17 protein-coding genes and 2 tRNA genes are annotated in these 20,757 nt (G+C 35.2%); 6 read left to right on the plus strand and 13 right to left on the minus strand.

The features are described 5' to 3' along the window. Positions 1-126: 126 nt before the first annotated feature. On the minus strand, positions 127-1,152 hold the full coding sequence (locus IPM92_03030) for a site-specific integrase (protein MBK9107366.1): 1,026 nt from the start codon (positions 1,150-1,152) through the stop codon (positions 127-129). Between the two features lie 46 nt (positions 1,153-1,198). Here IPM92_03030 and IPM92_03035 point away from each other — a divergent pair, with 46 nt between their 5' ends. Then, positions 1,199-2,395 carry a type IV secretion system DNA-binding domain-containing protein gene (locus IPM92_03035; GenBank protein MBK9107367.1) on the plus strand — a complete coding sequence of 399 codons (1,197 nt, stop codon included), beginning with the start codon at positions 1,199-1,201 and terminating at the stop codon, positions 2,393-2,395. Here the strand turns inward: IPM92_03035 and IPM92_03040 are convergent. From IPM92_03040 to IPM92_03075, 8 genes are all read right to left on the minus strand, one after another. After that, the gene (locus tag IPM92_03040; GenBank protein ID MBK9107368.1) at positions 2,392-4,581 is read right to left on the minus strand and encodes a hypothetical protein; all 2,190 of its coding nucleotides are present in this window, start codon (positions 4,579-4,581) and stop codon (positions 2,392-2,394) included. The genes IPM92_03035 and IPM92_03040 overlap by 4 nt on opposite strands. Before the next feature lie 5 nt (positions 4,582-4,586). Further along, positions 4,587-5,249, minus strand: coding sequence for a hypothetical protein (locus tag IPM92_03045; GenBank protein MBK9107369.1), 663 nt, complete (start codon positions 5,247-5,249; stop codon positions 4,587-4,589). Positions 5,250-6,137: 888 nt separating this feature from the next. Then, on the minus strand, positions 6,138-6,374 hold the full coding sequence (locus IPM92_03050; GenBank protein MBK9107370.1) for a hypothetical protein: 237 nt from the start codon (positions 6,372-6,374) through the stop codon (positions 6,138-6,140). Beyond that, positions 6,374-6,643 (minus strand): helix-turn-helix domain-containing protein, encoded by a 270-nt coding sequence (locus tag IPM92_03055; protein ID MBK9107371.1) that lies wholly within the window; start codon positions 6,641-6,643, stop codon positions 6,374-6,376. The genes IPM92_03050 and IPM92_03055 overlap by 1 nt, the downstream gene beginning before the upstream one ends. 7 nt (positions 6,644-6,650) lie before the next feature. Beyond that, positions 6,651-7,721 (minus strand): hypothetical protein, encoded by a 1,071-nt coding sequence (locus IPM92_03060; GenBank protein MBK9107372.1) that lies wholly within the window; start codon positions 7,719-7,721, stop codon positions 6,651-6,653. 167 nt (positions 7,722-7,888) lie between these two features. Then, a tRNA-Leu gene (locus IPM92_03065) sits at positions 7,889-7,974 on the minus strand. Between the two features lie 88 nt (positions 7,975-8,062). Further along, complete coding sequence (locus tag IPM92_03070) at positions 8,063-8,410, minus strand: four helix bundle protein (protein MBK9107373.1); 348 nt, start codon at positions 8,408-8,410, stop codon at positions 8,063-8,065. 95 nt (positions 8,411-8,505) lie between these two features. Further along, positions 8,506-8,578 (minus strand) — tRNA-Gly (locus IPM92_03075). 288 nt (positions 8,579-8,866) lie between these two features. On the opposite strand from IPM92_03075, the gene mnmA reads away from it, so the two are divergent. The 3 genes from mnmA to IPM92_03090 all read left to right on the plus strand — a co-directional run bounded on the left by mnmA (position 8,867) and on the right by IPM92_03090 (position 11,316). Beyond that, complete coding sequence (gene mnmA, locus IPM92_03080; protein ID MBK9107374.1) at positions 8,867-9,973, plus strand: tRNA 2-thiouridine(34) synthase MnmA; 1,107 nt, start codon at positions 8,867-8,869, stop codon at positions 9,971-9,973. A gap of 62 nt (positions 9,974-10,035) precedes the next feature. Then, entirely contained in the window at positions 10,036-10,800 is a 765-nt protein-coding gene (locus tag IPM92_03085) for a hypothetical protein (GenBank protein MBK9107375.1), read from the plus strand. A 3-nt stretch (positions 10,801-10,803) separates the two neighbouring features. Continuing rightward, positions 10,804-11,316, plus strand: a complete 513-nt coding sequence (locus tag IPM92_03090) for a hypothetical protein (GenBank protein MBK9107376.1) — start codon at positions 10,804-10,806, stop codon at positions 11,314-11,316. Between the two features lie 14 nt (positions 11,317-11,330). On the opposite strand, the gene IPM92_03095 is transcribed toward IPM92_03090, so the two are convergent. The 4 genes from IPM92_03095 to IPM92_03110 all read right to left on the minus strand — a co-directional run bounded on the left by IPM92_03095 (position 11,331) and on the right by IPM92_03110 (position 15,365). Next, positions 11,331-12,704 carry an HAD-IB family phosphatase gene (locus IPM92_03095; GenBank protein ID MBK9107377.1) on the minus strand — a complete coding sequence of 458 codons (1,374 nt, stop codon included), beginning with the start codon at positions 12,702-12,704 and terminating at the stop codon, positions 11,331-11,333. Positions 12,705-12,719: 15 nt separating this feature from the next. Next, on the minus strand, positions 12,720-13,379 hold the full coding sequence (locus IPM92_03100) for a hypothetical protein (GenBank protein MBK9107378.1): 660 nt from the start codon (positions 13,377-13,379) through the stop codon (positions 12,720-12,722). Next, complete coding sequence (locus tag IPM92_03105; protein MBK9107379.1) at positions 13,322-13,891, minus strand: cation:proton antiporter; 570 nt, start codon at positions 13,889-13,891, stop codon at positions 13,322-13,324. The genes IPM92_03100 and IPM92_03105 overlap by 58 nt, the downstream gene beginning before the upstream one ends. 181 nt (positions 13,892-14,072) lie before the next feature. Continuing rightward, the gene (locus tag IPM92_03110) at positions 14,073-15,365 is read right to left on the minus strand and encodes a Na+ dependent nucleoside transporter (protein MBK9107380.1); all 1,293 of its coding nucleotides are present in this window, start codon (positions 15,363-15,365) and stop codon (positions 14,073-14,075) included. A 60-nt stretch (positions 15,366-15,425) separates the two neighbouring features. Here IPM92_03110 and IPM92_03115 point away from each other — a divergent pair, with 60 nt between their 5' ends. Together IPM92_03115 and IPM92_03120 are read left to right on the plus strand one after the other, a co-directional pair. Further along, positions 15,426-16,031, plus strand: coding sequence for a uridine kinase (locus tag IPM92_03115; GenBank protein MBK9107381.1), 606 nt, complete (start codon positions 15,426-15,428; stop codon positions 16,029-16,031). Positions 16,032-16,455: 424 nt separating this feature from the next. After that, entirely contained in the window at positions 16,456-20,463 is a 4,008-nt protein-coding gene (locus IPM92_03120) for a hypothetical protein (GenBank protein ID MBK9107382.1), read from the plus strand. The last annotated feature ends 294 nt before the right edge of the window (positions 20,464-20,757 follow it).

The following is a 20,757-nucleotide window of genomic DNA, read 5'->3' on the forward strand; positions in this document are numbered from 1 at the left end:
GATGCAATCGTACGACCTGTTTACCACTCAACAACTTCAATGAAAATACTCTGCTTTCGATACTTATAATTAATAAATTGCTCGACATATTTCAAGTTAGCAGATTTAACATGAAATATCAAAAGTTTAAAAGGATATTTTACCAATATCATCTTCCATTGCTTCTGTTTTCAAAGAACGTGCATATTTCATTGTCATGGAAATATTTTGATGTCCCATCATTCTTTGTATTTTAAAGATGTTGACATCTGATTCTGCAAGTTTACAAGCGAAAGTGTGGCGAAACTCATGAAGATGAAACTTTACGGATTTGTCTATAATACTTTGAACCCAATGCTTTAATCCTTCTCTTGTTAAACCTCTATCTCCTCTACTAGAAACAATGAGCCATTCTGTTTTTAAATTCTTCCTTTCTTTTAAGTAATCTTTTATATGAAGCATAAGTGTTGGATGAATTTTTAAAACTCGTGTTCTCTTTGATTTAGAAGTTTCGCCTTTTATCGTGATTTCTTTCTTTTCAATATCAACATCCTTAACATGAAGAGAAACAAATTCGCCTTTTCTTATCCCGCAAAACAAAAGAATGCTGACCATGACAGTATCTCGTCGAAGAAGCAATGTATTGTTAGAGCATCGAGTAATTGCAGAATATATTTTATTGATTTGCTCATCCTCCAATCTTCGGAAATCATCATAGTTTACTTGAGGCGCCTTAATATTCTTCAAAGGGTTCTGTTCCAAATATCCTTTTTGACATAACCATTTAAAGAAAACAATAAGTTTACTGTATTGTGTTTTTATAGTTGAGCTTTTTACTCCGGTTTTAATAGTATTTTTACCTACAATCCTTGAACGGGTTTTGATACGTTTGAAAAACAAGTTCAACATTTCTGTGTTTAGTTCGCCCGTAGTTGAAACCTCCGGCATTACTTTTGAGAATAGGCTAAACACTGCTTTGTATCCTCGGATCGTTTCTGAGCGCAAGCACATAGAAAATTGGCACTCGTTTATATACTCATTAAAGAGTTTTTCTAGTTGAGAAACACTTGCTTCTACTATTTTTTTATTGGATATTTTATTCATGGTTCCTTGCAATACAGTGTAATGAATCCATTGTGGAAATGAAGACAGTACAAATTGATGAATTGACATAAAATACTGTCTTTAATCTAAGTGATAAAATGACTATGATTTATGGATGCAAGAAACTTTAAATAATGAAATCACCTACATTGGCCAAACATCTTACCGGAATCAGCAAAAAAATTTCGGTATTAAGCAAGCTGACCGATTGATGCATACCTATATGATTGGAAAAACAGGAACCGGCAAATCCACACTAATTGAGACAATGATTACTCAGGATATTCAAGCTGGAAGAGGATGCTGTTTACTTGACCCTCATGGAGATCTGGTAGAGAAAGTAGTAAAAGCCATTCCGGAAAACCGGAAAGATGATTTAATTTATTTTAATATACCTGATGCTAGTTTAAAGTTGAAATATAACCCGTTCAGAAAAGTGTCGCCAGAAAAGCGTTCTTTGGTCGCTTCCGGAATTCTTGATGTATTTTCTAAACTCTGGGATAGTGCCTGGGGGGTTAAGTTGGAGCATATCCTTAGATATGCAATTCTAACACTTCTCGATCAACCCAAAGCCACTATTGCTGACATAGTTGAAATTTTATTGAACAAAGATTTTAGGAAAGAAGCCTTAATGCATGTCAAAAGTGATAGTGTAAAGAAATTCTGGAAACGTGAATTCAATGAATATCACAAATACGACCTATTACCAGTATTGAATAAAATTGGAGGAATGTTAGTGCATCCTGTAATCAAGCGTGTATTAATTGTTAATCCAGAAGAAGTGTCATTAAGGAAAGCTATGGATGAAAAGAAAATTGTTTTGGTCAATCTCTCCAAAGGACATGTAGGAGCGGATGTCTCTCATATACTTGGTGCATTATTTATTACGTCAATTGCTTCTGCTGCTTTCAGCAGAGTTGATACCGAAGAAGACAAGAGAGTTCCATTTATGGTCTATGTGGATGAATTTCATAACTTCACTACCTTATCTCTAATTGGTATGTTTTCCGAGCTTCGTAAGTTTAAAGTTGGAATGACAATGGCTCATCAGTATATGGCTCAGCTTGATCCAGATATTAAAAGTGCTGTACTTGGAAATGTAGGAACTATAATTTCCTTTAGAATAGGCACGGAAGATGCTATGTTGATGTCTAAAGAAATGTATCCTGAATTTGATGTGGAGGATTTTATAAACCTACCAAACTACAAGATTTATTTAAAGCTCATGATTGATGGTAAGCCGAGTAGGCCGTTTAGTGCGATTACATTATCGATAATCAGGAATTCAATCATAATAAATCAACTGTCCTAAATTTTTACAAGTTTTCCACTAAGTAATTTGCCATCCGGTAAGCGTATATTATATAGATAATATCCAGGATTTAAATTGCTTTCAAGTTTAATTTTATTTTTGCTACTGGCTAAACTATATCTTTGAACTGCAATGCCACTAAGAGTGTATATATTTAAGACAGCCCCTTTCGCATTAATCTGTGTGTCTAGCTCCACGGACAAGTGATCATTAAATGGATTTGGAAATACGGAGTGCCAATTTGATTTTATCAATTCGTTTACTTTTGTTATTTTGTCAACGCTTTTATACAATCCATCATAAGCTATTGAAACAAAAATATAATCCTCCGAATCCCAAAACAATGAATTATAGATGACAAATTCTTTACCAAAAATCGGTAATCCACTGTTAAAATCGTTCCAAATATGCCCACCGTCATTTGAAATGCTTATACCTCCAATATTATTAATGGCAATTATTTTTGGATAATATTTATCATAAATTCCTATAAATTTATTTTCAAAATAAGAGGAAGTAGGAATAAAATCAGAACCTCCATCTGATTCAAATAGATTGGTTTCCCTATTGTATTTTTCGCCACTAACTAATATAGTGCCATTATTTTCTATTCTTAAATCCACAATCCTTTTGAAATCCTTAAATGTTGTATCTATGCTCCAGCTTATTCCCTCATTAGCGCTTACGTATACATCTTGAGTTGTATACGAATAAGCATACAATTTATTCGTTGGTGATAAATAATATCTTAAAACTTGCGGATTTGGCAGATTACCTCCTCCGAGGAGTGCCCAGTTATTATTCTCATACTTGTACGTAATTACTGTATCAATAAAATCACCTGCGACATCCTTCATTCCAAAAAACAGTAATGAAAAATGATTTTTATTTAGAAGATTACCAATATAATGAATTTCTGGCGCAGAAAAATTTATTACTTGAAATTTATTGCCATTATCATTTGAAATTAGGATATTGCTATTAATATCTATGCCAACTAATTCTTTATTATGGAGTGGAAAAACTTTATTTAATTCGGCTCCATCATGCATTAGATTGTCCCATGTTGCACCTTCATTTTCTGAATATAAGAAAGAACAATAATCTGGTTTAGCGAATAGCCTTTCACCAGCATTCTTAAATACATTTGAAAAATTCCAAAGGGAATAATCAAGTTTCAATTCAGTCCATCCAGATTTTCCTGATCTAAATATTCTCATGCCAATGTGGCCACAATTGTCTTCATTAACCATAGCTATTGCTAAAGAAGAATCTAAAGCTTCGATTTTGGAGAATTTGGAAGGGAAGTTAATATTAAAGTCACTGATTTCAGTCCATGATTGCCCCTCATCATAAGTAATAAAACAACTATTATCTGTTCTGACTATTACTTGATTCCTTTTAGTCAGTACCAAATTTCTAACGGGATCAGAAATGCTATATTTAGGATCAATTTGAATTCTTTTCGGTATTCCTGCAGGATTGTTAGAGATAAACAGACCATTCCCATTACCTACAAATACATGTCCTTGTTTTGAGATATAAAAATTCTTTACGCTGCTTATGATTAAGAGTGTATTAACTTTGACATAGCTTAAATTAGTGGTGTTAAATTTATAAATAATGTACTCATTATTGGCGTAACATAGTGCATAATTAATATCTTCCGTATATGGGAATATGGCCTCAATTTTATCCGGAAGAACAATAATATCTTTAACTTCAGACCAATTTCTATTATATCTTATTATACGATTGCCTTGGAATGTATATGAAATACCATTTTCATCATATTTAATTGTATTATACAAAAGTTGAAGTTGGATTACACTATCTAATAACTTAAAACCTTCATTTTCTTCATAAAACCTGCCAAAAAATAATCCACCATCATTAAAAAACTGTACTAGTCTATTCTTGTCATCAATATACAATTCTTTTGTATAATGAAGGGGATTATATGTAAATGTATCGTTGACTATGTTTAGCCAAGAATTGCCCTGATCCTTTGATTCAAGTATTATATTTTTATAACGAAGGGCGACATATATCTCACCATCATTCGATATTGCAATGTCCTCACATTTTTGAAACTGTTCGGAATTAATTTTTTGCCAATGAGATTGGCAAAAAATTAATTCGCTACAAAATATAATTAAAGTTATTATTCCAAAACGAGTAATCATGTGATTTAATTTGGTTCACAACACATATAGTCAACTTGTAATTTAATACTCATATTGGTACAAAATGAACTACTGCCCTCCCAGCATTGGGTGGGACCTGGTGGACTAGTAGTTATATCATAACAAAACATGAATCTTATTTGATAAGGAATCGCGTCCCCAAATACACATTCATCTGGTTTCTTCCTGTCAGCCAAATCCCAAGCATAATCTATTAAAATGTTTTGAGCAGTCGTGTCCAGATATAAATGATGGATAATATCTCCTAAAAAGGATGGACAAAGATATTCATCACAATCAGCATACGCACAATATCTCCAAGAATTAATATAACCCATATCCAAATATTCAATTAGGTCTGGAGGAGTAAAAAGATTTTTATAACAAATAGTGACAAGATCTTCGCAGCCGAGAGGCACTCCTGGCATCGTTCCGCATGGTGGATTTGCATGTTTATTAAGCATACAAACTACAGCTTGTGCATAATCTCCCATATCATCAAAATCACAAGGATCTAAAACTTGTCTTGTGCATGAATATGAAGGGCAACCTGTTTCACAAGTGCCTTCATTATCCGAGCAATCATAGGGGTCTTCACCTGTTGGCATCAAACCATCGACTGTTGGATTTAGATTATAGAGCTTTTGCATTTTTCTGGTTGTTTGCATAAGCTTAGAATCGGTTAGATAACCTTCCTGATTACAGGAAAGTAAAATAAAAACTGAAATTAAAAACACTAAGTTTTTCATAAAGATATGTGGATTTTGTTAAATAATCAGCTCGAATCTAAGTTTCTCGTTTAACAAAGGTTTAAATATACTTTAATTCGAATCAATCCTGACTCCTACATTGTATAAGGACATATAATTTTGTAAGCTAAACACTTATTACATCAACTTGATATAGCAAAATGTTATGCAAACATATTGCAAAATAAATTGCAACATATACCAAATCTGACTGCACTTTATACTGTTTTTAGGAGGTGGTACGAAATGAATAATAAACTGCACTATGTTTCATCTGAATTGCAACATGTACCATTTTTTATGAATATTGCTTAAAAGCAAACGTATTTTAGCGATAGAATCGAAATAGAAGCCATCTTTACCAAGATTTTTAAATTATTATCTAACCCATTAAATTTCAAGCTTACGCCAGAGTCATTTAGTCCAGAAACCTGTTCACGCATTTCATTATCAGAAGCTGAAGATTTGGTCTCAGATTGGGTCAGCAATTTTGGTCCCGCGAGTGTTTCTAATCCCAAAGCAAATAGCTTTGGTTCTAATAAAGTCAAGGATATCCTAGAGCAAGAGGGCTGTGTCGGCATTCGGATTTTCAATGGATTTTATGACTCAAATCGTAGATTGGTAATAATTGGTATCGATGAAAATGGAGATGATATGATGAGTGCGAATATTTTGGAATTTTCCAATTTATGTCCACTAAACTGCGCACCAACAACAGCTATTAATTGAACGGATTTAATTTATCTTCATTTATCTCAACTGTTGCTGTTGCACTTGCAATTTATAGTACTTTTAAACTTTAAAATACTAATCCAATTCGGATTCTCGACTATCTTTTCCCTTACTTCTAATCTTCCTCAAATCGTCTAATTGATTAGTTTGAAGCGTTAATTCATACTCCTTTTTACCATAAGTCATTCCGGAGATATATGAATTTACTGGACTTATCTGGGTTAGCAATGAGGTAAGCACTTCCTGATCGTATTGAGCTAAGAGATAACCACTATTAAATCCTGCTATAAATTGTTCCTCGTTCAATTCCATCAGAAAGTTTCTTTTGAATGTTTTTCTAAATATTCATTGATTGAATCGGTATCGTAAAGAATAATTTTTCTTTCTGGCTGGGAGAACCGGATCTTGTTTTCATCTCTCAGTTTCTGAAGTGTTGTTTTACTCTTAATTCTAAGTTTAATCATGGCTTCTTTAGTGGAAATCCATCTATCTTCTTTGATGCCCTCTTTGTCCTTAATTCGGGACACGACCCTATCAATTAAAGCATAAAAGGCCTCATCCTCAAGACAAATAACTTCCATTAATTTCTTATTTCTTAACTGTGATTGTTTTTGTACCAAAAACAGAAGATTTAATAGAATTTATTTCAATTAAATTAATTAAAATAGTCCTTTTTTCCATCTCTTCAATCAAAAGATCATTTCTTATTACCTCTTCCTCTAATGCTAATTCTTCAGAATATGAACCCCTTGATTGAATCTCATTATCCCAAAGATTGCCATGATTTGAGTCATTCACATCCCCTCTTTTTATAGCAAGGTAATCTTTTTGGATTGAACCTTGCAGGGCGATGTTTTGCCACACACCAGGCATACTGTTCCAAGGGACAGTATTATTTGTAAATTTCCATTCATTAGGAATGAAAATCCATGCAGAAAGAAAATTTGGCCACCGAGAGATTCTCCCTAGGATCATATCCCTCAGAAGTTTAATGTCTGCGGAATTGATTTTTTTATCCCAATTAACATCTGCTGCTAAATATTGATACGAAGAAACAAATCTATCAATACTTAAGATGTGTCTTTGAATTCTTAATATGTCAGCACCACTGAGACCTCTAGAGAAATCTGTGTCAGTATTTTTTACTTGTAAGCCATAAAATTCTTGTTCCATAACATTGAATATATACCCACTATCATTTGAAAGTGCCTTTGATCTCTTTTGAGAGATATCATACTTTACTAATTCGACTTCCGCTTCAACGGTTCTACCATTCTGAGTTTTTATTGATCCAAAGATTGAAAATGTATCTGTATTTTGTTTTTGGCTACAGAGCCCTTTATTATCTTGTAAAATTACAAGCAAATAAGTGCTATCCCTATTCCCGCTATTGTTGTAGTAGCATTTGAGCATAGTTTTGCCAATGTTATTACAATCAAGTTTTTTTGTTTTAATGAGAGAATCTTTTGAATAACCAAAAGACATAAAGTATTGTCGCCCTTCAGGGTCAAATACGCGATCAATTTCTACAATTGCTTCAGGACCATTTTTACCAATGGAAATTGTGGTGGATATTTCTCTTTGTGTTATTTTTTCAGCTGACATTGAAGTAAGAACTGAGAAAAAAAACAATTTTACAAAAACTAAATTTCGCCTCATTTTAATAAAATTAATAGCTTCATATTAGCAGCGGCTTTGAGTGAAAGTCCTTCCATTTAAACAAAAATAAGGGAAATAAAATAAGTGGAATAAAGAAAAATACTAATTTGTTCGACCTATGTTCGACCCGACTAAAATAAAAAAGGTCCAGATTTCTCTGAACCTAGTACCCGGGGCGGGACTTGAACCCGCACGGCCATCACTGGCCACAGGATTTTAAGTCCTGCGTGTCTACCAATTCCACCACCTGGGCAGGGGAGCAAGAGTTAATAGTTAGGAGTCAATAGTCAATTTAGAGTATCAACTGCTAGCTATTAACGAATCACTTTCAAAGATAGGTGTCAGGATTTTACTTTTCCCCTCACCTTTGAAAATATTTTAACCAATTCCTGAGCTTCCTCCTTTAATTTTTCCAATTCATCTTTATGTTGGATAATAAGATTTTCAAGGATTTCAATCCAAAATAGCGTTTCATCTGTTTCTTCAACTACTATGCACATCTTAGAATACCATTCATTTTTTGATCGGCTGGTGCACGAAGCTCTGAAATTTGCTGCCATAGAACTCACGGACCTGATCAATTGTCCTTTGATAATCTTATGCTCTTGATTATCCGGGATTTGCCTTAAAAACAGAATAACATCTATCGTTAATTTAAAAGAACGATGACGCAGTTCTTCATTAAACATGAATATTTGGTGTGAGAGTGTTCTAAATAAAAGAAGAATCAGAATTATTGAGTCAGAAATTGACTCTTGACCCTTAACCCTTGACTCTTGAATTGAGCGGGAGACGAGACTCGAACTCGCGACCCCAACCTTGGCAAGGTTGTGCTCTACCAACTGAGCTACTCCCGCAATTTTTTAAAAACAATCTGTTATAGTTGAATTGAAGTGGTCTTAAAAGGAGCAAGAGCTCATTATTTCAGCAAAGTTTAAAGTAAATTTGCCATATGAATAAATACAGCTGAACAACTTTTAGCACCCCTCAATGTTAATTAAACCATCTTTATGGCTTGAATATTTTTTGGGATGGCAAATATACAATACCTCTGCAAAAACTTATAACTCCAGTATTAAAATTGTCAGGTAGCAATTTATATTAAAATAAATAAAATATATATATCGTTAATATTTAATAATTTAATGAGTAAACACGGAAAAATCCTGGTCGCAATGAGTGGTGGCATAGACAGCACAGTTGCTGCTTTGCTGTTGCATGAGCAGGGATACGAAGTGATTGGCGTGACCATGAAGACCTGGGATTATGCCTCTTCAGGAGGCTCTAAAAAAGAAACCGGCTGTTGCTCTTTAGATTCTTTGCAGGATGCGAGAAGAGTAGCAGTAGATCTGGGTTTTCCGCATTTTATTTTGGATTTAAGAGAAGAATTTGGTGAGTCGGTGATCGATAATTTTGTAGATGAATACCTTGCTGGCAGAACTCCGAATCCTTGCATCATGTGTAATACACATATCAAATGGGATGCGCTATACCGGCGGGCTAAAGCGCTGGATTGCGAAAAAATCGCAACCGGACATTATGCCAAAATCAATCAATCGGATGGGCGATTTTATATTTCAAAAGCAGTCGATCTGAATAAAGATCAATCCTATGTTCTTTGGGGCCTAACGCAGGACTGTCTCCAGAAAACGATGTTCCCGTTGGCAGATTTGATTAAACCAGATGTTCGCAAAATAGCTTTTGACCGGGGTTATGCAGATCTTTCCAAAAAATCGGAGAGTTATGAAATTTGCTTTATTCCCGACAACGACTATCGTTCATTTTTAAAAAGAAGAGCTCCTGAAAAATTGGATCAACTCAATAGAGGAATGTTTGTCGATAAAGAGGGAAATATTTTAGGAGAACATGATGGATATCCTTTTTTTACTATCGGCCAACGCAAAGGTCTCGGCATGGCATTTGGAAAGCCTATGTTTGTTGCAGAAATTAAACCTGAGACCAATGTAGTTGTTCTGGCTGATGACCAGGAAATGAGTTCGAGTTTTATGGAAGTCGGAAAACCCAACTGGCAAAAATATAGTAGCGTCGATGATTCCACAGAATTTACAACTAAGATCAGATATAAAGATCCGGGCCAGGCATCTTTTGTTCATGCTCTTTCAGAAGCTATTAAAGTTGAATTTATTGGTCCCGTTAAATCCATAGCTCCCGGGCAGTCGGCTGTGGTTTATGAAGGCGATGATGTGGTTTGTGGAGGCATCATTCGTCAAAACATTCCCGGTTTATTTTAAAAACCCCTGGGATTTCGAATATTTTTTCGATCTTTGTTATACATATATAAAATAAAACTAATATGTATGTAATTGTAAATAAATTTCAAAGCCTAATCTGGAGCTTGCTTGGGGCCATTTTGCTGATATGCCAAAGTTGCCAGTCTGAAGACCCGGAGGTTCTGGATCCTTCTATTTTTGGGTACGATTATTATCCCATTGCCATCGGTAAATACTGGATGTACCAAACAGATTCCATTTTATATTCCTTAAAATCAACAGTGGTAGTCGATACTTCTAGGTCTTTTATCCGTGAGGAGGTAAGAGATAGTTTCCGGGATGCAACGAATCAACTCATTTACCGGCTAGATGTATATCATTCGCGAGATAGCAGTCAGGGTTGGGATTTGTCGGGCAATTTTTATGTCGAAGCAAATTCTTTAGCTTTAAACAAAAGAGAAAACGGACTAACATTTGTTAGGTTGGTATTTCCGGCTCAAAGGGGCACCTCCTGGAATGGTAATGTTTATATTCATCCCCGCACTACGATTCTTATTGGTGGAGAGTCTTTAGAACCCTTTGAAAATTGGTATTACATTTACGATTATATAAACAAATCCGATACAATTTTGGGCCGCGTTTATTCAAATACCTGTCAAGTGACCGAAGTGGATGACGAAAACATTATCCAAAAAAGATACTCGATCGCAAAATACGCAAAGGGCATTGGTTTAATTTACAAAGAACAATGGTTGCTTGATACGCAAAACACGGATACAGCAATCCCATTTTCGAAACGTGCACAAAAAGGTATGATCCTCACCCAGCGTTTGCTGTACTCCAATTAAATAATGATAGAATTAATAGAAGCAGGGAAAACATTTAAAACCCATGGATTAAAAGGCGAAATGACGTTTGAAGCCTTGGATAAATATTTTGAGTTTATTGAGGCTGAAAAAGTTCTGTTTTTTATGATAGAAGGGAATGCTGTTCCCTTCTTTATAGAAGAAGATTGTGATTTAGAGGAAGGCATGATTCGTTTTAAAGACATAAAGTCTCCGGAATCTGCCAAGCAACTCAGCAATACCCCATTTTATATTGATGGTAGTCGCTGGCATGGTGAACCTACGGGCGATGTGCATAAGGAAATGGAGGAAGATATCGTAGGTTATGCATTTCATGATACCACATCTTCAAAATCTGGGGTCATTATGGAAATAGAGGAATTTCCTTCTCAAATACTCTTGTTGGTTACTATTCAGGAAAAATTATTTTACCTTCCATTAAGGGAAGAATGGATTCTTGAATTCAATGCGGAGCAAAAATTTCTAAAAATGCAATTACCGGATGGAATGTTTGATTGAATCTTGATAAATCCTTATTTGAGGATAGGAAATAATAAATTAAAATCGGGTTCATTGATGATATAATCTGCAACTTGTTCAACAAGAGGCATTGTCGCACAGAAGGAAACACCAACCCCGGAATGCTTAATGATGCATATATCATTTTCACCATCTCCAATTACTAATGCGTTTTTGAGTTCTATTTTATATCTGTCTAAAATATGAACCATAGCATTGAGTTTACAATACATATGACTGCATAAACTGGAGTTATCGTGAAGAAAGAAGGAGGGTATCTTGACTTCGCCGGTTGCCCTGCTTTTAGAAAATTCAAGTTCATTTGCCAATGTAAAATCAAATCCATGTATATTCTTGATGTGATTGGTGACACAATCATAACTATCGCTGATAATACCAGTGATATATCCTTTTTCCTTCAGTTTTATTAATATTTCCTTTAGATTTTTTGTTACCGGAATGTCTTCTGCCAACTTCCATATCTCATCCACGCTGATCCCCTTCATCAATCTAGCGATATGTTTGGTCCTGGCGAATGGATTATCGTATTTGGTTACTACTTCGATTAATTCTTTTTGAAATCCAAATTTCTTTGCTGCCTGTCGAATAAAACTTTCCCTTAATATCGTATTGTCCATATCAAAAATGGCTAACTTTTTAAGAGATCCCAGACTTTCTCTGATTGCAAAATCCATTTGTTCACGGATTACATGAATATATTCAAAGGTTTCCAGGTTTTGAATGTTTTTATCTTTTGATTTTTTAATAATGGTATTTGCGACTTCTCTGGACATTTTCCCAAGTTGTTCGAGAGATTGCATCCGGTTTTCTATATGTCCAATGTTAACTTCAACAACTCTCGCATTTAGAGAGTACATGTCCAATACCAGGCCAATGTCTACTCCATATCCTTCCTCAAAAATACATTGTTTGAAGAAGGATTTTTTACCGGCCACCATGCCACTAAGTGGTTGTTTGAGGTCTGGAAAATCCGGATAAAGAATATTCAACAGAGGTTTGGCAACCAATTCTGTAACCCTGCCTGCCTGCCTGGTAAAATACGCTTTGACAAAATCTGCCTGATCATTTTTAATAGGGTCTGTAAGTAATTGTATCGTATCCTCCTGGTAGGTCTCAATATCTGCATCCAGGAAAACAATCATTTCATTTTTTGCTGCCAACATTCCTTCAAACATTGAGGGGCCTTTCCCCAATTTTGTACTTGTTACCACTTTTGCTCCAGTCTTTCTTGCGGTATCAATAGTCGAATCCATTGATTTATCATCAACAACAATAACTTCGTCAACATTTTTAGATTTCAAACTGAGGTGTATAACTTTTTCGATAGTTTTTTGCTCATTTAAAGCGGGAATAATGACTGTTATCATGACGAATAAATTTTTCTATGATTGAATTTCTATTTGTGGTTTATAGCTCATCATTCCATACATCATCATTAAGCAACTTATTATTATTATTTGAGTGACTAATGCTTTATTTAGCACAGGCAATAAGTTGGATGTTGGAATGGATAGGAAAAGTAAAATTGAAATCAGTCCTCTTGGGGCAAAATAAAATAAAGGTTGTACAGATATTTTAAGCAAAGTCAGAAAGTAGTATCTGCTTACATAAATAATAAAAATGATAATGAATGCAAGTACCATAGAATTCATATTCAACAATTCATGAGTTTGAATTTGAAAACCAAACATTAGAAAAAAAATAGAACGAATGAGAAATGTAAATTCGGTTATTAAATCTTTGAATTTATGTACTTCCCGATTGAGAATTTCAGGATGAAATTGTTTAATCCAATTCAAATGTTTGATTTCGTCGAGGTTGCCTAAAAACAGTCCTAATATTAAAACAAATATCAATCCGGGGAGATACAATTCCTTTGAGACTGCATAGATGAGGACAATAAGTATGATGATTGGAAGAAACTTAATTTTATGTTGAATTTCTTTTAACATGTAGGCCATAAGGATGGTAGCGAAAGCTGAAATCACAATGACAACGATGATCTGTGCCGTAAACCAGCTAAAACTCTTAAAGTAAGCCATTGATTAATGAGGAAGAAATTGAAGAAAAGTACTCCCAGAATATCGGAAAGGCTACTCTCATAAATGACAAATTCTTTGTCCGGCTTGTTTAAAAATTTTGATGCGGGAATTGCAATAGCACTGCTGATCACACAAAGTGGAATGCTATTTAATATACATTTTAGCAAATCTTCTTTTGTTGCATAAACAAATACTACAGATATGAGCACCATGGAAATAATCATGGGAACGATTGCGGAAACAAGCGATTTTTTAATGAATTGAAATTTTTCTTTTTTAAGTTCTAATTCTAAAGAACCTTCCAGAACGATTAAAATCAATCCGACAGTGCCTAATCCAGGTAGAATCGCTTCCATATTTGGCATTAGAATATTGAATCCTAGGCATATTTGATTCAGGCAATATCCAAGTGCGAGCAAAAATAATACTGAAGGTACTTTTGTTGTCCTCGAACTTATTTCAACGACATACGCCAATAGAAGTGAAATGCAAATTACAATTAATACAAGCATAGATGATTAGCAATTTATCCTGAAAGAAGGGTCGTGATATGCTATATGGATATTTCAAAGATAATAAAATCTGCAATTTAATTTGTTAAAAAATATACATTTTTTCAAAACTAATGTTTTGATCAAGCATGGCTTGATCATCTCATCCGAATGCAGGCTATCTTACTAAGTGTTTTAAATTTTAAAATAAATTTGTGACTATATTCGCTACACAAGCTATCATCAGACATGCTATGGTTCCGCCAATAAGCGATTTAACACCCAGTTGTGTAAGGTTTACTCTTTGATTTGGGGCCAGGGTTCCGATTCCTCCAATTTGAATTCCAATCGAAGCGAAGTTTGAAAATCCACAAAGTGCATAGGTTGCAATGAGTATTGATTTTTCATCGAGTACATTCGCATTTTTCATATCAGCCAGCGATAAATAAGCTACAAATTCATTCAAAATTGTTTTTTCGCCTAATAATTGTCCGACGGGAATCATATATTGCCCATCTACACCTATGATCCAGGCAATGGGTGAAAAGAGTATCCCCATAATGTATTGTAAATTTAATTCCTTGTATTTACCCAATGTAGCTTCTGATAACCAAAGGTTGAGACCTGTAATTTCACCGACTTGAGTTAAAATGATATTTACTAAATATACCATAGCCATAAACGCAAGCAGCATCGCACCAACATTTACTGCGAGTTTCAAACCATCAGTGGTGCCATGAGATAAGGCATCCAGAAAATTTTCACCCATTTGTGATTTAGGAATTTCAAGATTTTGATTGACTTCTTCTGTTTCAGGATATAAGATTTTAGCTGCTATAATTGCAGCCGGAGCAGAAATAATGGAAGCTGTTAATAAATGCAAGCCAAAATACAACATCTGTTGATCGTCACTTCCACCAAGCATGGCCATATAAGCACCAAAGACACTTCCGGCAATGGTAGCCATTCCACCGGTCATCAGGCAAAGCATTTCAGATTTGGTCATCGTAGGCAGATATGGTTTAATAACTAGTGGAGCTTCCGTCTGACCAACAAAGACATTAATTGCAGCAGCAAGACTTTCAGCGCCTGATAATTTGAAAGTTCGATTCATGAGCCAGGCAAAACCAAAGACGATTTTTTGTAAGACGCCCAGATAATAGAGTACAGATGAAAGGGCTGAGAAAAATATAATCGTAGGGAGTATGAGGAATGCAAATCCATAAGGGCTACCTGGTTTTGCCAAATCACCAAAAAGAAATGTAGCTGATAAGCTGCTGCTCTTGATCATCACCGAAAAGAATTTGACAATGTATTCGAATAGATGTGTGATAAAGGGCACTTGTATTAATAAAAAAGCAATGACAATCTGAAAGATGACACCGCCATAAACCATATTCCATTTAATTTGCTTTTTATTGACACTCAACAAGTAACAAATCAATAAGAGTATGGAGATCCCCAGCAGCCCCCGAGCTATTTCAATAATATTCATACCTTTGGTTATTAAACAAGCTTAAAAATAAGTGATTTCTTTTCCACAGCTCAGTAAATTATGTTGATCGGTATATCAGGAGGAAGTGGTGCGGGTAAAACGGCATTTATTCGTGCTCTAAGAGCCCAATTTTCTGAACAGCAGCTGGGACTCATCTCCGAGGACAATTACTATAAACCACGTCATTTGCAACAAAGTGACGATAAGGGAGTCATCAATTTTGATATACCCGATGCTATTGACCATGAAGCTTTTATGAGAGATATGCAGCATTTGCGTAAAAATGAAGTTGTGAGCAGGCTTGAATATACCTTTAACAATGATCATCATGAAGCAAAGACGGTAACTGTGTTACCAGCAGCAGTTTATTTGGTGGAGGGCCTATTCATTCTTCATCATGAAGACACACGAGAACTGCTCGATTTGACTGTTTTGATTCATGCAAAGGATAATTTAAAAATTATCAGGAGAATTACCAGAGATAAAACGGAACGGAATTATCCTTTGGAGGACGTTTTGTATCGCTATCAACATCATGTTGCGCCTGCTTATGAAAAGTACATTGAACCCTATTTGGATGAAATCGACATCATCATCAACAACAATAAAAGTTTTGACAAAGGCGTAGACCTCATCGCAGCTTATATTCATAAAAATCAAGGGTAGCTAGGAAGCATAAAGCTTAAAGCCTGGAGCTAAAAGCTTCAATGCAGATTCTAATTAAATCTTCTTAGTGGTCCTTTGTGCCTTTGAGCCTTAGTGGCTCTCTTTTTGTTTGCCACGAAGTCGCAATGAATAAAAGGAAATGTAATTAAAACCGAAGAGTTAATTGTAGGCACACATAAGCTGGTATTTACTTTCCAGGAGCCTTTCAGGCACTCATATTCAAATTAAATTTTATAAGTTTTTTTTTAATATAATAATATTAATATATGTATAAAATATTCATAAACAATATTATATAATACTATTGAGGCACCAAAGTTTGATCCGATTTTTCATATTACAATTTTTTGGTATATAATTTGCTAGTCCTATATGTAAGCTGAAACAACACACATTTACTCAATACCTTAAAATTAGTGAATCCATGAACCGATGTAAAAACATTTTGAAATGTTTTCTGATGATGATCCTGCTCACCGGCCTTACAGATATAAACAGTCTGCTTGCCGCCAAAGGAACATTTAAAGAATTAATGGTGCCTATGGCATGCAATGATCTCGTGCATGTTTCCTTGGATACCAATTGTTTGGCTGTGTTAGCTCCTTCTATGGTATTGGAAGATATGATCGGAGTGAATGCAGATTATGCAATGATTGTTTATAATGCCAACGGCACTGCACAAACAGATCTTTCATTTGATCATACCGATATCAATAAACGGTATGATTATAAAGTTTGGCACATTGCCACCGGAAATTCCTGTTGGGGCAAACTTCTGGTGGAGGATAAATATCCTCCTCAATTAGTTTGTTCTAATGATACGGTTCGCTGTGGTGCTATCCTGAGTCCATATCATCTCGGCTATCCAATCCCATCATGGATAAGTGTAACGATTGATTCTTTAGATCCGAATCATTTTGTAGTTCATGGTTGGGATAAATGTGGAAAAGCGTATTTATCATTTACGGATTATACATATAACAATACTTGCGATAGCGCATATTTGCGTAAAATAGTAAGAGCATGGAAAGCAGAAGATGCCTACGGAAATGTAAATTATTGCAATGATACCATCTGCATTATTAAGCCAACCGTATTAGACATTGTATATCCTCACGATTATGATGGTTTCGATTTGCCGCCATTGAATTGTAATCTCCTATTTCCAAAATTACCCAATGGAAATCCGCATCCCGATTTTACAGGATGGCCGGTTCCAAAATCTTGCTCAACTTTAAATGCAAGTTTTTCGGATTTGAAAATACCCGTTTGTGGAAATACCTATAAGGTATTGAGACGTTGGGTGATCCTTGACTGGTGTACAGGTTTGGTTTTAGATTATAATCAGATCATAAAAGTTATAGACGATGTAGCACCAATAGTAGAGAGTCCGAAAGATATTACAATGGGAATGCAAGTTTATAGCTGCAGAAGTGAAGGTAAATTGCCAGCACCTCTGTCAGTAATCGATTGCAATAGCTGGACCTATGATGTTTTTACAAGTCTCGAAAATCCAATTCCTGGATTGCCTCCTATTGTTAGTAAACAATATATTGAATACGATAAAAATCTGAAGTGTTTCTTTCTTAGGGGAGCTCCAGAGGGACGGATTTGGATAAATTATATAGTAGAAGATGCATGCGGAAACATTACGAAAGATACAATTGAAGTAGGTGTTGTTGATGATCTCGTTCCGATTCCTGTTTGCGATCAAAAAACAGTTGTTAGTTTAGGTGCAGATGGTACTGCCAAAGTATTCGCAGAAACATTTGATGACGGATCTTTGGATAATTGTGGAATTAATACATTCCGGGTTCGAAGAATGGTAGATTCCTGTTATTCCGGCACAGATGACTTTGGCCCATATGTAAGTTTTTGTTGCAGAGACGTAGGTGAAATAGTAATGGTCGCCATGGAAGTCACTGACTTTTATAGAAATAAAAATACCTGTATGGTTGAAGTTACCGTCCAGGATAAAGAGCCACCCGTAATTATTCCGCCAACTGATATAACGGTGCACTGTGATTTTCCAATAGATTTTGATGATTTAAGCATCTTTGGATATTTGAGGACTAATGATGCTGACCGCAAATCAATCATCATTCCCGATAGCTATTATGCTGGTAAAAATTATGTGGCAGGAATAGATGGTTGGGTCTATGACAACTGTGAAGTGACAGTCACAGAAAGAGTTGAGAAAAATATCCAGTGTAACTCTGGGTCTATACACAGAATTTTTGAAGCAACCGATCGACAAGGATTGGTGACTATTAAATATCAGAAAATTACTTTAATCAATACTAGTCCCTTTACAAGGAATGATATCATCTGGCCAAATAGTGTGGAGATAAACACCTGCAATAATGTGATGACGCATCCAGATCATACAGGTTATCCGATTTTTAGAAATACAACTTGTGCACAAGTAGCAGCTAATTATGATGATTTGAAATTGGCAGTACTTGACAGTACATGTTATAAGATATTGAGAAAATGGGTTGTCATCGACTGGTGCCAGTATGATCGGATTACCGGCGCAGGAATTTGGGATACCACACAAATTATTGCAGTGAAAAGCTCTGAGCCGCCCACTTTGGAATCTTGTGAACCAAAAGAATTTTGTGATCCGTTGTCGTTTTACGATAATAATTCGAGAAGATGTATGGGTTCTTATTCATTGGTTGGTGTTGGACATGATGATTGTACAGAAGACCCTAATTTAATTTGGTCTTACAAGATTGATGAAAATAACGATGGTAGTTTTGGTGTAGATTTTTCCGGACAATCTACAAATGGGGTCCTTCCATTAGGGACACATAAAATAAGATGGAACTTAAGGGATCAGTGCGGAAACACTTCCGTATGCGATCAGCTATTTACCATTAAAGATTGTAAAAAACCGACACCATATTGTATTAACGGTGTTGTGACGGTGGTGATGCATACCAATGGTGAAGTAACTGTTTGGGCTAAAGATTTTAACCTGGCAAGTTTTGATAATTGTACAAGGCCTGAAAATTTGAAATATTCTTTCAGCGCAGATACTACGCATACTTCCATCACATACAATTGCGATAGTCTGGAAAGACAAGGCGTCATCACAAAAATTGTGAGGATTTATGTTACAGACGAATATGGAAATCAGGAATATTGCGAAACCAGTATTCGCATACAAGACAATAATAATGTATGTCCGGGTACAAATCCGGGATTCAGTTTATCCGGAAAAGTTCAAAGAGAAAACAAAGATGCCATTCCGGGTACTTATGTAATTCTCATGGATAATCTAAACAATACAGAGCAGGATCGTCAAATTTCAGATTTACAAGGAACTTACACATTTAAAGATTTGAAAATTAATGACTTTCACCTGAAAGCGAGCAAAAACGATGATTTAACCAATGGCGTTAGCACTCTTGATATCGTTCTGATACAAAGACATATTCTGGGAGTCAAAACTTTGAATTCCCCTTATAAAATTCTTGCTGCAGATGTCAATAATTCAAATAGTTTGACGGCAAAAGATATCTCGGATATCCGAAGAGCAATATTGGGTGTCATCACCGAGTGGCCAAATCAGACACCAGTATGGAAATTTATAAATGGGACTAAGCCATTTGCAAATCAGGATCAACCCTGGGATGCAAGTTATAAATTTGAAAGTGCAGATCTGACGGATGTACTTGATGAATTGGATTTTACCGGAATCAAAACAGGTGATATCGACCAAAGTGCAGAAATTCAATTTGGAAATGCAAATAACAGAGGCTTTGAGAAATACATCATTTCTGTTGAAATGGAAAGCATTGATGCCCATTCGTCAAGAGTGAACTTCTACAGCAGTCATTCTGCTGCATTAGACGGAATCCAGTTGGGGCTCCAGACCAATTCAGGAGCAACAATACTTGGATTTGAAAATGGAATTTTGGAAATTGCATCTGAAAATTATTTGTTAGAAGAGGATAAACTCAAATTGAGCTGGGCAACTGACAGTCCTCAACAGATGAATGCCGGAGAAAAATTGTTTTCGGTCCTGGTACATCATCCAAAGGCGATGGTAAATGCAAATCTGAATTTAAATTACGAATTCAAAAGCGAACTGTATATTCATGAAACCGCGTTTCCAATCAGTTTGAAGTGGTTAAATGCAGAAATAGTGCAACCAACTTCCTTGATGTATGCCAAATTGCAACCGAATCCTTTTGCAGATCAGGCATTATTATTATTTGAAATGCCGGAAGCAGGTGAAGTTGAATTTAAAGTATACAATTTGGCAGGTAAACTCATTTATTCAAAACAGATGGATGCTACCAAAGGAAATAATAAACTGAACATTCGAAAAACTGATATTTCATCAACGGGTCTTATGTATTTTGTGATCTCCAGTGCATATGGCAATGTGTCTGAAAAAATGCTAATCCTTGAAAATTAACAAAATACCCACTAAATTGAAAGCCGGCCAAAGTGCCGGCTTTTTTTTTGCTCCAGGCAGGACCAGGCCTTATTGGAAGCTCAACTTCTATGCAAGGGAGGCTAAAAAGTCACTTTAAGTAAAAACAAATATATTTTTTTTTAATATTTTCATTGTTATTTAGTAACAAGTTATATATTTGCAACGTAGATATATATAATATATCTATCCCATAAACTTAAATCTCTTTAAGAATCAACGAGTTAGCACTCGTTTGGGTTCAGATACAGTTATCTGAAAACAAGCGTGAAAATT

Source organism: Saprospiraceae bacterium, from assembly GCA_016719615.1.
Classification (GTDB): domain Bacteria; phylum Bacteroidota; class Bacteroidia; order Chitinophagales; family Saprospiraceae; genus Vicinibacter.